General features: G+C 43.7%; 16 protein-coding genes. 13 read left to right on the plus strand and 3 right to left on the minus strand.

Annotated elements, in window-relative coordinates:
* The first annotated feature begins 12 nt into the window (after positions 1-12).
* The 5 genes from L2740_RS12980 to L2740_RS13000 all read left to right on the plus strand — a co-directional run bounded on the left by L2740_RS12980 (position 13) and on the right by L2740_RS13000 (position 2840).
* Positions 13-663, plus strand: coding sequence for an MlaC/ttg2D family ABC transporter substrate-binding protein (locus L2740_RS12980; protein ID WP_248950592.1), 651 nt, complete (start codon positions 13-15; stop codon positions 661-663).
* A 5-nt stretch (positions 664-668) separates the two neighbouring features.
* Positions 669-962 carry an STAS domain-containing protein gene (locus tag L2740_RS12985; RefSeq protein ID WP_248950593.1) on the plus strand — a complete coding sequence of 98 codons (294 nt, stop codon included), beginning with the start codon at positions 669-671 and terminating at the stop codon, positions 960-962.
* 13 nt (positions 963-975) lie between these two features.
* Positions 976-1227, plus strand: coding sequence for a BolA family protein (locus tag L2740_RS12990; RefSeq protein WP_248472033.1), 252 nt, complete (start codon positions 976-978; stop codon positions 1225-1227).
* Positions 1228-1248: 21 nt separating this feature from the next.
* Positions 1249-2511, plus strand: a complete 1263-nt coding sequence (gene murA / locus L2740_RS12995; RefSeq protein WP_248472034.1) for a UDP-N-acetylglucosamine 1-carboxyvinyltransferase — start codon at positions 1249-1251, stop codon at positions 2509-2511.
* 182 nt (positions 2512-2693) lie between these two features.
* Complete coding sequence (locus L2740_RS13000; RefSeq protein WP_248950594.1) at positions 2694-2840, plus strand: hypothetical protein; 147 nt, start codon at positions 2694-2696, stop codon at positions 2838-2840.
* A gap of 106 nt (positions 2841-2946) precedes the next feature.
* On the opposite strand, the gene degS is transcribed toward L2740_RS13000, so the two are convergent.
* The 3 genes from degS to L2740_RS13015 all read right to left on the minus strand — a co-directional run bounded on the left by degS (position 2947) and on the right by L2740_RS13015 (position 6143).
* Positions 2947-4029 (minus strand): outer membrane-stress sensor serine endopeptidase DegS, encoded by a 1083-nt coding sequence (gene degS, locus L2740_RS13005; RefSeq protein ID WP_248950595.1) that lies wholly within the window; start codon positions 4027-4029, stop codon positions 2947-2949.
* 213 nt (positions 4030-4242) lie between these two features.
* Complete coding sequence (locus tag L2740_RS13010; RefSeq protein WP_248472040.1) at positions 4243-5595, minus strand: DegQ family serine endoprotease; 1353 nt, start codon at positions 5593-5595, stop codon at positions 4243-4245.
* Between the two features lie 164 nt (positions 5596-5759).
* Positions 5760-6143, minus strand: a complete 384-nt coding sequence (locus tag L2740_RS13015; RefSeq protein WP_248950596.1) for a ZapG family protein — start codon at positions 6141-6143, stop codon at positions 5760-5762.
* Positions 6144-6539: 396 nt separating this feature from the next.
* Between L2740_RS13015 and zapE the strand changes: the two genes are divergently transcribed.
* From zapE to rlmB, 8 genes are all read left to right on the plus strand, one after another.
* Positions 6540-7649: a cell division protein ZapE gene (gene zapE / locus L2740_RS13020; RefSeq protein WP_248950597.1), complete on the plus strand. Its 1110-nt coding sequence runs from the start codon at positions 6540-6542 to the stop codon at positions 7647-7649.
* Between the two features lie 363 nt (positions 7650-8012).
* Positions 8013-8444, plus strand: a complete 432-nt coding sequence (gene rplM, locus L2740_RS13025) for a 50S ribosomal protein L13 (RefSeq protein ID WP_248950598.1) — start codon at positions 8013-8015, stop codon at positions 8442-8444.
* Between the two features lie 14 nt (positions 8445-8458).
* The gene (gene rpsI, locus L2740_RS13030) at positions 8459-8851 is read left to right on the plus strand and encodes a 30S ribosomal protein S9 (RefSeq protein WP_012156791.1); all 393 of its coding nucleotides are present in this window, start codon (positions 8459-8461) and stop codon (positions 8849-8851) included.
* 554 nt (positions 8852-9405) lie between these two features.
* Positions 9406-9594 carry a DUF2065 domain-containing protein gene (locus L2740_RS13035; protein WP_248950599.1) on the plus strand — a complete coding sequence of 63 codons (189 nt, stop codon included), beginning with the start codon at positions 9406-9408 and terminating at the stop codon, positions 9592-9594.
* Positions 9595-9660: 66 nt separating this feature from the next.
* Entirely contained in the window at positions 9661-10956 is a 1296-nt protein-coding gene (locus L2740_RS13040; RefSeq protein WP_248472043.1) for an adenylosuccinate synthase, read from the plus strand.
* A gap of 175 nt (positions 10957-11131) precedes the next feature.
* A complete protein-coding gene (locus tag L2740_RS13045; protein WP_248472044.1) occupies positions 11132-11755 on the plus strand; it encodes a tetratricopeptide repeat protein in 624 nt (207 codons plus the stop codon).
* 40 nt (positions 11756-11795) lie between these two features.
* Positions 11796-14291 carry a ribonuclease R gene (gene rnr / locus L2740_RS13050; protein ID WP_248950600.1) on the plus strand — a complete coding sequence of 832 codons (2496 nt, stop codon included), beginning with the start codon at positions 11796-11798 and terminating at the stop codon, positions 14289-14291.
* Complete coding sequence (gene rlmB, locus L2740_RS13055) at positions 14292-15032, plus strand: 23S rRNA (guanosine(2251)-2'-O)-methyltransferase RlmB (RefSeq protein WP_248472046.1); 741 nt, start codon at positions 14292-14294, stop codon at positions 15030-15032.
* Positions 15033-15090 lie beyond the last annotated feature (58 nt).

Here is a 15090-nt window from a genome sequence, read left to right on the forward strand (position 1 = left end):
GGGGATTTAGGTATGTTTAAAGGTTTATATCGTCACGTTGTATTAGCTGTTATAGCGCTGTTTAGTATTGGCGCTCAGGCTGCAGAAGCTGAAATCGATCAAAGCAACCCGTATACTCTGGTTGAGCAAGTTGCGAATAAGACTTTTGCGCGCTTTCATCAAGATGAAAAGCTGATTGCTGAAAATCCGGATCATTTGAAAGTGATTGTGACTGAAGAGTTGATGCCGTATATCGATTACAAATACGCATCGTACAAGGTATTAGGGCAATATTTGCGTGATACCAGCAAAGATCAGCGTGGACGTTTTGTTGAAGCCTTTAGAGGCTATTTAATTTCCACTTATGCACAAGCATTTACTGAATATACAGATCAAACTGTTGAATATGGTAAGGCGCAGGACTTTTCAGGTGAAAAGTTTGCTAACGTGTACGTACAAGTTGTCGAGCAAGGTAGACCTGCGATTAAATTGCAATTTAAAGCGCGCCGCTTGAAAGATGGTAACTGGAAGGCATTTGACCTAGTTGCTGAAGGTGTAAGCTTATTGTCTTCAAAGCAATCTGAAATTACTAACCTTGTACGTCAACAAGGGATTGAATCTGTAATTGATATGCTTAATGAACGTACCGCAAAACATATCGATTTGTCGTCGGCTGAGAAGTAAAGCTCGTGGCCGAATTTAAACAACAAGGGAATACTTGTATTGTTTCTGGTCAATTAGATCAACAAGCGGTACGCAGTCTATGGAATGGGCGCGACAGTATTTTAGCGACAGAAACCTCTGCTTTGCAGCTTTCTAAGATTGAATACTGTGACAGTGCTGGCGTGGCATTTTTACTCGAGTTAGTCGGTATACATGCCGCCAAGGGCGTGAGCCTTAAGTTAGTCTCACCTTCAGAGCAGCTTAAGAAATTTATAATATTGTATGATTTAAACGACTTCTTTATTGAAGAAGCTAAGTAAGGTGAATAGTTCCATGGAATGCAAAGAAATTGAAACCATCCTTTTAGAATCGCTTTCTTTAGAGGAAGTTAAAGTGACCCAAGAAGGGACACATTACAAAATTATTGCAGTAGGTGAGTGCTTTGACGGTATGGGACGAGTCAAGCAGCAACAGACTATTTACGGCCCATTAATGGCTCACATTACCAGTGGTGAGCTACACGCAATTACGATTAATGCATTCACGCCAACACAATGGAAGCGTGAAAAAGTCTTTAATATGTAAGTGCGGATTTAGAGAGTTAAAGTGGATAAATTAAAAATTGAAGCAAGTGGTGCACTTGCTGGAAACGTAGTTATTTCAGGTGCTAAAAACGCTGCTTTGCCTATTTTGATGGCAGGTGTGTTGGCTGAAACTGATTTTAACGTTTCTAATGTACCAAACTTAAGAGATGTGAATACTAGTTGCGAACTGCTGCGTTGTCTGGGCGCAGAAGTAACTCGTTCAGGTACTGATCAAGTCTGTATTTCTACAACTAATCTAAATGAATTTTGTGCACCGTATGAGTTAGTTAAAACCATGCGTGCATCTATCCTTATTTTAGGTCCTTTGTTAGCGCGTTACGGTAAGGCTGATGTGTCTTTACCTGGCGGCTGTGCTATTGGTGCTCGTCCAGTTAACTTGCATTTGCAAGGGCTCGAGCAGATGGGCGCAAAGATCGAAGTTAAAGAAGGTTACATCAAAGCCCGAGTTGATGGTCGCTTAAAAGGCGCCCATATCTTTATGGATATGATTAGCGTTGGCGCAACTGAAAACTTGCTAATGGCGGCTGCACTTGCTGATGGCGAAACCATTATCGAGAATGCTGCACGTGAACCTGAAGTTGTCGATCTTGCTAATTGCTTAATTGCAATGGGCGCAAAAATTGAAGGTGCAGGTACTGATACCGTGCGCATTCAAGGTGTTGAATCGCTTCAAGGTTGTCACTACCAAGTGATGCCAGACCGTATTGAGACTGGTAGCTTCTTAGTTGCTGCCGCTGTGACTCGCGGTAAGATCCGCTGTACTAAAGCTGATCCAAAATCGCTTGAAGCGGTATTGGCGAAACTGGAAGATGCGGGTGCAAACATCACAACGGGTGATGATTGGATTGAGCTTGATATGCAGGGCAAACGCCCTAAAGCTGTTAATATCAAAACTGTAGCATACCCAGGTTTTCCAACCGACATGCAAGCACAGTTCTGCGTGTTAAATGCGCTAGCTGAGGGGACTGCGACGATCACTGAAACGATTTTCGAAAATCGTTTTATGCATGTACCAGAGCTAAGCCGTATGGGCGCGACCATGGAGCTTGAAGGCAATACTTGTATTATTCACGGTATTGAAAAGCTTAATGGTGCGCAGGTAATGGCAACTGATTTACGTGCATCAGCAAGCTTAGTGATTGCAGGTTTAGTTGCCGAAGGCACAACCACTGTTGATCGTATTTACCACTTAGACCGTGGTTACGAGCACATTGAAGACAAGTTTAAAGGTTTGGGCGGACAAGTAGTTCGTGTTAAGTCTTAATTAACAGCTTCAGCTAAAAATTAAAAGCCACTTAAGTGAAAACTTAAGTGGCTTTTTTGTTGATTTCAAAAGCTGATTAGGAAATCAGTCTACTACTAAGTTATTAATTAAGTTTAATAATCATGCAATATGCTCTTTGGTAATATTAATGAAAAATGAGCTAAGGAGAGTTGTATGACTTTATGGATGAGGGGCGTTTTTTAGCTGGATTACTCGGTGCTGCGATTGGCTGTTACTCAGCAGGAATGGCAAATGGTGCGGCTGGGTTGATATTTGCCGGGGTCATACTTGAGTTGGCATTTTGGTTTGGCCTAATCAAGCGTCGGTAATCTTATTAATACATCAATTAAATTAACACTTAGCTTTATGGGTTTAGTGATCAAAAAAGCCTGCAATTTAGCAGGCTTTTGATTAATTAAATTGTGGGACACCAAGCTAGTTATAATGCACTGGCTTTTCACCTATGATAACTGGCACTTGGTAAGACTTGCCTTCACGGATCACCGTCATTGTTATCTTAGTTCCAGGTGTGGTTTCTGCAATTCTATCCATTAGCATTTCAACGCCTGGGATTGGCTCGCCTTCAAATTCAGTAATGACATCACGAGGTCTCAGTTTAGCTTGCGCTGCTGGGCCGTTAGGGTCGATTTCAGTAATGACTACACCCGTTAAGTCTGGAATATTTAAAATTTGTGCCATTACAGGGCCAACAGCTTCACCGCCAATACCTAGGGCACCACGAATAACTCGGCCATTTTTAATCAGCTTACCCATAATGCTATGAGCTAGCTTAATTGGAATAGCAAAGTTAATACCGTGACCGCCACCTTCGCCGCCAATTTGAAACGCTGCGGTATTGATGCCAATCAGCTGACCTGTAGTATCAATCAGTGCACCGCCAGAATTACCCGCATTAATCGCTGCATCGGTTTGCAAAAAGTCTAAATAGCCAGAGCTTAAACCGTTGCGACCCGTTGCGCTGATAATACCTTGGGTGATGGTTTGTCCAAGGTTATATGGGTTACCGATTGCGAGGACTACATCACCAACTCGAGCAGGGATATTTAAGTTCAATGGCACAACAGGTAGATTGTCACCTTCAACTTTTAGAACTGCTAAGTCTGTTTCAGGATCTGAACCGACAACCTCTGAGGTGAATTTACGACCATCTTGTAGCGCGACAACAATTTCATCTGCGCGCTTAATCACGTGGTAGTTAGTTAGGATATAACCTTCTTTACTCATGATCACGCCAGAGCCTAGCCCTTGCAAAGAGCCGGGATTTAACGGTTTCGATTGATCAATACTCAAGCTATAAATATTAACTACAGCTGGCGCGGCGCGGCGCACGGCTTTGGAAAAAGACAGTTCACTACTGCTGGTCGATACTCGGCTTGTTATACCGTTTGTTAGACTCTGCCCTGTGATAAGCGGCAAGATAAAGATAATAACTGCAGCCATGATAAGGCCAAACAAAATGGCTTTACCGACATAGATAAGAGCGTCTTTAATGATCATGGTCTGAGAGTAAATGCTGAAAAGATGAAATATATTAACATGTTTGGATTAACTTGTACTCAGTACAGCAAATAAAGCGGGCTTTGGGTTAATAAAGTCGCTAGTTAATGCATCAGGTTAGTTGCTCTAAAGCAAGTTGCTTCAGAATAAATAGCCGAGCAAATTGGCTCGGCTATTTATAGTAGGCACATAACAATTAGCGCCTTGTTGCGTTTATCTCAAAATCAAATACAAGCTTGTGTTGTCACGTTTAATTTTAAGGGCGACAGAGCCTTTTTGATCTTCGAGTGCTGATTTTAGCGCTTTTAAGCTATTGACCTTGGTACGGTTGACACCAACGATAACATCGCCTTTTATTAGGCCACTCATTGCTGCTGGAGACCCCTGTGCCACCTCAGTTATTTCAACTCCAGAGTCGTTTGTCTCAAGTTTTGCGCCTTGTAGCATTGGGTGCACAGCACCTGCTGCAGCCTCGGCGGCTTGAGTTGATTCACCTAATATAGCGGTAACAGTCTCTTTATCACCATCACGAATTAGGCCAAATTCGACTTCAGAACCGGCTCCCATGGTGGCAACTTTTGCGCGTAACTCTTGGAAGCTTTTAATACTGCGACCATTAACGCTTACGATAATATCGCCAACTTTGATTCCTGCTTTTTCAGCAGCACTATCGGGCATGACTTCGTTAATAAAGCCACCATGTTGGGTTTCGATGCCAAAGCCTTTTGCAAGTTCGCTATTAAGGTCTTGTCCCATTACCCCAAGTACACCGCGACGCACTTCGCCATGCTCAATAATTTGCTGCACAAGGTTGTTAGCCATGTTGGCAGGGATCGCGAAACCAATCCCCACGTTACCGCCGCCCGGAGCGACGATGGCGGTATTAATACCGATTAGCTCACCGTTAAGGTTTACCAGTGCTCCGCCTGAATTACCGCTGTTAATTGCAGCGTCGGTTTGAATAAAGTTCTCTAGCATCTCAATGCCCAGACCACTGCGGCCCATAGCACTAACAATGCCTGAAGTGACGGTTTGTCCAAGGCCAAACGGGTTACCTATGGCTACTGCAAAGTCACCAACTTGCAGTTCATCAGAGTCTGCTCGTTTAAGCGCTGTAAGATTTTTAGCTTTAATTTGTAGTAAGGCAATGTCAGATTCCGCATCTGCACCAATTAGTTTTGCCTCAATTTCACGGCCGTCGTGTAAACCAATAAGAATTTCATCGGCACCTTCAATTACATGGTTGTTGGTGACGATATAACCTTCTTTGGCATCGATGATTACGCCTGAACCTAGCCCTTTAAATGGGCGCTCTTGAACTTGTTCTCGAGGAGCGTTAGGACCAAAGAAGTATCTAAATGCATCTGGCACTTTTTGCTTGGATACATGAGTGCCAGATACCGCTACAGCGACAACCGCTGGCGTTGTTTTTTGTAGCATAGGCGCTAGGCTAGGTAGCTCTTGCCCGCCAACGGCTAAAGGAATGGCTGCTTGTGATACTGCAGGTGCCAAAGTCAAAGTGGCACTTAATAAGGCTGCTGAAAGTATGGATAATTTTGTCTTCATTTATATTGCTCCAATTTCTCAAAACTAAATTGAACGGCGCTTATAATGAGTGCTGCGCTAGGCACTCATATGTTTACAAGCGCTCTCATTCATTATTGATTCGGACTCAAGTGAGTATCAAAAAGTTCATCAATTATTAACAAAGGTTAATTTATCCCTAGGGGTTACGCAGCCTCAGGTGATTGCTCTTTAACGTTATCTTCTTTTACCGCTGGTGCTTTTATTAACGCTGCTTTGTCTGTGGATTCAAGTGACTTAGTTGTTAGCTCCGGCAGCTTTTTATCAGTAATTGGCGAGGTAAAAAGAGGCGCCGCGTCATTCCACTGCTGATTAACCTTGCTAAGCTGAGCTGATAACTCTGCAAGCTGCTTGTAGTGATCATCAAAATGATCTGACACTTCTTGCTTATATTGACTCAACTCTAGTTGAGTTTGCTCTAATTGTTCATTGTTGCTCTTATGGTGATTGTTTTTTGCCAACAAAGTATGGCTTACATAGCCAAATACGCCACCAATCACGAATGCGGCAAGGGTTAATGCCCACTCCATATAGACTCCTAATAATACTTATATGTTGATTGACCCAAATATACATCGCAGATTTATGCCGCGGTACTGTTTAATTCAAAATACCTCGTCAAAGCACTTATATTGGTGGGATTTGCATGGTTCGGATGCGTAGTTAGTATCTATAGCTGGTTATTGCTATGGTGCTTAGCAGTAAATAGAGTCATCCAAAAACTAAGCTTGTTCGTATAGCAGGGCTTATCAGTTAGAGATCGCTGAATACTGCAGGGTTAATTATTGCCTGTAGGGGTTGCAGCTCGTAGCGAGGGTGCATTGCTGCTTTCTGGCATGATAGTATTTGCAAGCTTAAAAATAAGATATCAGACAGCTATTGATATAGCTGATTTGGATGAACCCTACAAATAGAGAAGTATTTACGTGTCGCAATTAACTCCATGGCAGCATTATCAGCAAGACTTAACTCGAGATGATTTTTCACATGATGCGGCGCAAGAGCACGCCGTAAAACAGTTGCAACGAGTCTATGATGAGTTACTTGTTTTAAATTCTCAGGCAGCCAAGAGTGGTGGGCTATTTTCATTTTTTAGTAAAAAGCATAAACCTACGGTTCAAGGTTTATATTTGTGGGGGGGCGTAGGGCGAGGCAAGACTTACCTTATGGACACTTTTTATGATGCATTACCGGGTGATAAAAAGTTGCGAGCGCACTTTCACCGATTTATGCATCAGCTGCATATCGACTTAGCTGAATTACAAGGTCAGCAGGACCCATTGATTAGTATTGCTAAAAAAATGGCGTCTCAATATCAAGTGATCTGCTTTGATGAGTTCTTTGTATCTGACATTACTGACGCCATGCTGCTTGGCACTTTGTTTGAGTCGTTATTTGCAGAAGGCGTAGCATTAGTTGCGACTTCTAACATTATCCCCGACGAGCTATATCGTAACGGTTTACAACGCGCACGCTTTTTACCTGCAATCGCAGCGATTAATAAACACTGCGACGTAGTCAATGTCGACTCGGGCATCGATTACCGCCTACGAACCCTTGAGCAGGCTGAGATTTACCATTCACCACTGGATCAACAAGCAGAGCAAAACCTTAAAGAGTATTTTACGAAGCTAGCACCAGAGTCTGAAATTTCAACCAAAGGGTTAGAGATTGACGGCAGAGTGATAGAAATTCGCCAGCAGGCTCAAGGTGTGTTGATGATTGACTTTAGAGCCTTATGCGATGGCCCTCGGAGTCAGCGAGATTATATGGAGGTCGCTCGGTTGTATCACACCGTGTTATTGAGCAACGTAGAGCAAATGGGTGAGCAATTAACTGGTGATGATATAGCAAGGCGTTTTCTGGCTATGGTTGATGAATTTTATGAGCGAAATGTGAAGCTGATAATCTCATCGGCAGTTAGCCTAGAAGATATATACACTGAAGGCTTATTAAGCTTTGAATTTAGACGCTGTCGTTCAAGATTAACTGAGATGCAATCTCATGATTATTTGGCTTTAGAGCATATCCCGTAGATTTCTGTTTAAAAATAATAGAAAACTGCTGCAGGATCGCTTATTGTTCGCGGCCAAAATTTTATGCAGCAAAGGCAAAGCTCTTTATTAGAAGGATCTTTGGCCTGTTTGCTTAGTATTTTTTGAAATGAGCGCGCATAAACAGGCGGAATAAATTAAAACTGATAAGAATTAAACTAAAATATTAGGTGATTTTTAACTCAGCTTTGTCTATAATCCGCAACCTGCCCTCGTTATCCACCAATTAGGTGGAAGTTGTAAAGCTTATTCTTTGCTCGAAGGGGCGGGGAATGGCACTTTTTGTGTTTTTGCCAATAGTGGCTTAAGCATGTGAGACAGAATTTTAACATTGGGTTTTTGTAAATGAAGACTACTTTTACTGCTACACCAGAAACAGTCACTCGTGATTGGTTCGTCGTTGACGCCGAAGGTAAAACTTTGGGTCGTATCTCTACTGAAATCGCTACACGTCTACGTGGTAAGCACAAGCCAGAGTATACGCCTCATGTAGATACTGGTGACTACATCATCGTTATTAACGCTGATAAAGTTGCTGTGACTGGTAACAAAGCGCAAGGCAAAGTTTACTACTCACATTCAGGTTTCATCGGTGGCATTAAGCAGATCAGTTTTGAGAAGCTACAAGCTCATAAGCCTGAAATGATCATCGAAAAGGCTGTTAAGGGTATGCTACCTAAAGGTCCATTGGGCCGTGCCATGTTCCGTAAGCTTAAAGTTTACGCTGGTTCAGAGCATAACCACGCTGCACAACAACCTCAAGTACTTGATATCTAAACGGGATTATAGCAATGGCTGCAACTCAATACTACGGCACTGGCCGTCGCAAAACATCTACTGCTCGCGTATTCGCTAAAGTAGGTACTGGTAACATCATCGTTAACAAGCTACCTCTAGACGAATACTTCGGTCGTGAAACTTCTCGTATGGTTGTTCGTCAGCCACTAGAGCTAGTTGAAATGACTGAGAAGTTAGACATCATGGTAACTGTAAAGGGTGGTGGTAACACTGGCCAAGCAGGTGCAATCCGTCACGGTATTACCCGTGCGTTGATGGAACTTGACGAGTCTCTACGTCCTTCTCTACGTGCTGCTGGTTTCGTTACCCGTGATGCTCGTAAAGTTGAGCGTAAGAAAGTTGGTCTACGTAAAGCACGTCGTAAGCCACAATTCTCTAAGCGTTAATATTTCGCTTTCAGAGTTCAAAAAACCCAGCTATATGCTGGGTTTTTTCTTGCCTAAAATTCAGCATATTTTAGACTCCTGACACTTATGCTTGCTGTCGGAAACTGAATTTATGCAAGCTCACACAGCTCATATATCTATTTACTGTTAGCCCATAGCCCATAGCCCATAGCTAATCCTACTTGTTCCCATCGACAGGCAAGCCTTGTAATAACCTAGAAAGTTTACCTAGTGGCAGAGCATTTAAACTGTGCACAGCTTAGTTTAAAAGGCCTGAATTAACCTAGTTCTACGATTTATCTACACAAGATGGGCCTTGATTATGGTTTGCTATTTGGTCACGAATCTTGGTTTTACAGCTTAGTTTTACTGCTTGGTTTTGATGTCTGATTCCTGGTTTGAGTTTGGTTATTTTGGTAAGCGCATCAATTTGAGCCGCCAAAGGTGAGTTTTGCGCTAAAAAATCTAAAAATTTGATTGAGCATATTTACGTCGTGCTATGCGCAAATCTAGGTTTTATTCGCTATATTGTTCACGCTAAGGAACACAATGTTATGTCTTTTGAGTTAATCATGCTGACGTTAGGATTAGTGTTAATTATTGAAGGAATTGGACCACTTTTGTTTCCAAATCGTTGGCGAGCTTATCTGAAGGAAATTTCCAATCAAAATCAGCAGGTTCTGAGGTATATAGGTGCTTGTTTGGTCTTTGTTGGCGGGATATTGTTGATTATTTTTTCATAAATGACTTGCCTACCGCCCCCATAGATCTGCTAAAATCCCGTTTTAACCACTACCGTGCAGCAAATAATGGGCAAAAACGTTGTAGTTCTCGGCACCCAATGGGGTGACGAAGGAAAGGGTAAGATAGTTGATCTTCTTACCGAACAGGCTAAATATGTCGTTCGTTACCAAGGTGGCCACAATGCTGGTCATACTCTAGTAATCGATGGCGACAAAACCGTTCTTCATCTTATTCCGTCAGGGATCTTACGCGATAATGTTAAGTGCATTATTGGTAACGGCGTGGTGCTAGCACCAGACGCACTGATGGCAGAAATTAACATGCTTAAAGAGCGTGGCGTACCTGTAGAGGAACGTTTATTAATTTCTGAAGCATGTCCTCTAATTCTACCATTCCATTGTGCTCTTGATATTGCTCGCGAAAAAGCGCGCGGTAACAATGCTATTGGCACAACGGGTCGTGGTATTGGTCCAGCATACGAAGACAAAGTTTCTCGTCGTGGTTTACGTGTAGGCGATCTGTTTGATGCAGAATTGTTTGCTACTAAACTGAAAGAAGTAATGGCTTACCATAACTTCATGCTGACTGAATACTACAAGTGTGATGCTGTTGATTACGAAGAGACATTGAAAGATGCTCTAGCAATCGCTGACTACTTAAAGAGTATGTGCACAGACGTTTCTGAACTTCTTGATCAGGCACGCAAAGCTGGCGAACCAATTCTATTTGAAGGTGCTCAAGGCACGTTACTAGATATTGACCATGGTACTTATCCGTTCGTAACCTCTTCTAATACTACTGCCGGTGGTGTTGCTACAGGTTCTGGATTTGGTCCACGTCACCTAGATTACGTTTTGGGTATCATGAAGGCTTACACCACACGTGTTGGTGCGGGTCCATTCCCAACGGAATTGAAAAACGAAATCGGTGATTACTTAGGTACTAAGGGTCACGAGTTCGGTGCGACTACTGGTCGTAAGCGTCGTCCAGGTTGGTTAGACATTGTTGCGATGAAGCGCGCAGTGCAAATCAACAGCGTTAGCGGTTTCTGTTTAACTAAGCTAGACGTTTTAGACGGCCTAGAAGAAGTTAAAATTTGTGTTGGTTACCAGTACCCAGATGGAACTGTTGCAACTACAACACCACTAGCAGCTGAAGGCTATGAGCAGGTTACTCCTGTTCTTGAAACTATGCCTGGTTGGAGCGAGTCTACTTTCGGCGCAACTTCTGTTGATCAATTGCCACAAGCGGCATTGAACTACATTAAGCGCTTAGAAGAGTTACTAGAAACTCCAATTGATATTATCTCAACGGGTCCGGATAGAAACGAGACCATGATTCTAGTGAATCCGTTTAGTTAATATATAAGAGGCCGCAATTAGCGGCCTTTTTATTGGCTTGCTTATCTAAGAGCACAGTGCTCAAGAAATGCGTTATACTGCCGATGACTTAAAATAGAGTATATTCAAGTTACCTTCATGATTGGTGGCTTGTTACCCAAATATAAGCTTAACCTATTTGTCATTGAGAACCCTTATGCTGCGTTATGTATTGATTACTATTCTTTCGATATTATCTCTACCAAGTTTTGCTATGCCTAAAGCTGTTGATGTCTATACTCAGGAGCAGTTGGTTGAATTAATTCGCAGTAAACGCTATTTAACTCAAGTGCAAGGCGACGATTGTCAAATTGTCGAGGATATTGAAGCAAGGGCTGAGGTGCTACAACAGCCTTTGTATCAGTATCTTTGGGCTGAAATGCTCAATTATGGGATCTGCGTTAAGGCCAATCCGCCGCGCGGTATCGCCATGCTAAAAACCTCTGCAGAGCAGGGGAGTGCTGAAGCCATGGTTAGAATGGCTGAGTATTATCACGATGGTAAATTTGTCATCGAAGATAAACAACGCGCAGTGCAATACACATTGCCTGCTGCAGCGACAGGTGATTTACCTGCGCGCATGATGTTGGTTCGGTTATTTGGTGAGGGCTATGGTAGTCCTCGAGATTACGAAGTGGGTTTTCATTGGCTATACAACGAAGTGTTTAGTGATGAAGCAACGCAAGCCGAAGCAATTAACTTGTTAAAGGTGTTAGAGGCAAAGATGCCGCCCAGCGCAGTTGCTAGGGCAAAGAAAGAGCACCTAAGAACGCCACAATAAACATAACCTAAAGAGGTTATGCCAATAATTTGGAAAATGAATGATACAAGATCCGCATATTAAGCGTGAGCAAGAAAAGTACGAAAACCCAATTCCTAGTCGTGAGTATATTTTAGATTACTTGCGCTCACAAAAGTCCCCGTTAACCCGTGAACACATTGCTAAAGCCCTGAAAATCGAAGGCGAGGAGCAGCTAGAAGCTATTCGCCGTCGCCTGCGCGCAATGGAGCGAGATGGTGAACTAGTCTTTACTCGTGGCCAGTCGTACGGATTGCCTGAGAGAATGGATTTACTGACCGGTACCGTTATTGGCCACCGTGACGGTTTTGGCTTTCTGAAATTAGAAGAAGGCGGCGACGACCTTTATATCAATAATCGTGACATGCTGATGTATTTTCACGGTGACAAGGTGTTAGCGCAAAAAGCCGGTGTAGACCGTAAAGGCCGCCGTGAAGCGCGTATTGTACGCCTGATTGAAGAACGCAGTGCTGCTTTAGTTGGCCGCTTTCACCTAGATGCCGGCATGGGCTTTGTGATTGCAGATGACCGTCGCATCACCCAAGAAATCTTAGTTCCTGAAGAAGACCGTAAAGGTGCTCGCCAAGGCGACATCGTGGTAATTGAGCTAACTCGTCGCCCAGGCCGCTACGTAAAGGCTGCTGGTAAAGTGACTGAAGTGCTTGGCAAAGAGATGGCGCCTGGCATGGAGATTGAAATTGCACTGCGCAATTACGATTTGCCACATACATGGTCTGGCTTAATTGAGAAAAAGCTACGCAAGATCCCTGATGAAGTTACCGAAGCTGACAAAGAAGGTCGCGTTGATTTACGCAATTTGCCATTAGTGACAATTGATGGTGAAGATGCGCGTGACTTCGATGATGCCGTATACGCAGAAAAGAAAAAATCCGGCGGCTGGCGTCTATGGGTGGCGATTGCCGATGTGAGCCATTACGTTCGCACTGAATCTGCACTCGATAAAGAAGCGCGTGCACGAGGTAACTCGGTGTACTTCCCATCGCAAGTGATCCCTATGCTGCCAGAGAAGATCTCTAATGGTCTGTGCTCGTTAATGCCTAAGGTTGATCGCCTATGTATGGTAGCTGAGATGACTATTTCGGCAGCAGGCAAGTTATCGGGTTATAAGTTCTACCCTGCGGTGATGCATTCACATGCACGCCTGACTTATACCCAAGTGGCTGACATGCTAGAAGGTGGTGAAGTGAGCGAAGAGCTCAAGCCTATTTACCCTCATCTAGAGACGCTACAGTCACTATACCTGACGCTAGAGCAAACTCGTGCAGAGCGTGGTGCAATTGCATTTGAAACTGCTGAAACTCAGTTTGTTTTCAATGAGCAGCGGAAAATTGATAAGATCGTTCCGCGCCATCGTAACCAAGCGCATAAGATCATTGAAGAATGCATGATTTTAGCTAACGTTGCGTCAGCCAAGTTTGTTAAAAAGCACAAGGGTGAAGTGTTATACCGAGTGCATGAGGCGCCATCGGAGCAAAAGCTGACTAACTTTAAGGATTTCCTTAAAGAGCGTGGCTTAACGCTAGAAGGTGGATTAGATCCTGAGCCGAAAGATTACCAAGCGGTAATGGAGCAAATTGCAGATAGACCTGATGCTGAACTTATTCAGGTGATGTTACTACGCTCTATGCGCCAAGCAACTTACACACCTGATAATGAAGGCCACTTTGGTTTGGCATTAGAAGAGTATTCACACTTTACGTCGCCAATTCGTCGTTATCCAGATCTGATCTTACACCGGGTTATTCGTTACTTGCTTGCTAAGCAAGAAAACGCCGCAATAACCGATAAATGGACCGCAGATGGTGGCTTCCATTATCAGATTGAAGAGCTAGATCTATTAGGTGAAGAGTGTTCAACCACTGAGCGACGTGCAGATGAAGCCACTCGTGATGTGAGTGACTGGCTTAAATGTGAGTTTATGCAAGATCATGTGGGTGACACCTTTGAAGCGGTAATCGCCTCGGTGACTCATTTTGGTATGTTCGTACGCTTAAACGACCTGTTTATCGACGGTCTAGTGCATATCTCAAGCCTAGGCAGTGATTACTATCAGTATGACAATATGCGTCAGCGTTTAGTGGGTGAAGCTTCAGGTCAGGTTTATCAAATTGGTGACACTGTCACGGTTAAAGTCGCCGGGGTTAACCTTGATGATCGTCAAATTGATTTGATGATGGAAGGTGACTCTGCAGGTGGACGCCGTCGCAGGCCTACTAAGCCGTTAACCGCTCGTGAACGCGTTAATCGCGAAGGTGCCAAGCTTGGCAACCGCCGAGACTCATCACGTGGTAAGGGCGCTGAAGCAGAAGCTGAGTCTGAATCGAAATCAGGCAAGCGTAAACCGCGTAGCAATAGTCGCTCAGGTGCTAAGCCAAGTGGCGGAAAATTTAAGAGTGGCAGCAAGGCTGCTGGTAAAAAGACTAAGACAAAAGCTTCGGCAAAAAAATCTTCAGCAAGTAAAGCTAAGTCAGCCAAGCGTAAAGCGAGTAAGAAATAGATGAAAAAGCAAGATATGACCTTCGGATTACATGCTGTTGAAGCGGTACTTAAAAACAGCCCTGAACGTGTAATTGAGATGTGGGTGCTACAAGGCCGTGATGACGCAAGACTAACCCCAATCCTTGAGATTGCAGCCGAGTGGGGCGTGTCGGTACAGTATGCTTCTCGTAAAGCATTGGATGAAAAGTCAGACGGCGGTCAGCACCAAGGTGTGGTTGCTAAAGTGAAGCCTGCTAAAATTCTTAGCGATAATGATTTAGCTGCAATGCTTGAAAAGACTGAAGTACCATTCTTGCTTATTCTTGATGGCGTGACTGACCCGCATAACTTAGGCGCATGCCTACGTAATGCTGACGCAGCAGGTGTCCACGGGGTTATCGTGCCAAAAGACAACTCTGTTGGTTTAACGCCAGTAGTAAGTAAAGTGGCTTGTGGTGCTGCCGAAGTAGTACCGCTATATCAAGTGACTAACCTTGCGCGCACCATGCGTAGTCTGCAAGAGAAAGGCGTGTGGATTATTGGCGCAGCAGGTGAAGCCGACTGTGAGCTTTACCAGGCTAGCCTAACGGGTCCATTAGCTATTGCTATGGGCGCTGAAGGTAAAGGTCTGCGTCGCTTGTCACGTGAAAGCTGCGATACCTTAGTATCGATCCCAATGGCTGGTAGCGTTTCAAGCTTAAACGTTTCTGTAGCAACGGGTATTTGTTTGTTTGAAGCTGTGCGTCAACGTCTAGCTTAATAGTAATTGGTGTCACAACTACACTAGATTTAACGCCAAGTTATAAATCATGCCGATA

Origin of the sequence: Shewanella pneumatophori, assembly GCF_023283895.1 — a bacterium.
GTDB classification, from domain to species: Bacteria; Pseudomonadota; Gammaproteobacteria; order Enterobacterales; family Shewanellaceae; genus Shewanella; species Shewanella pneumatophori.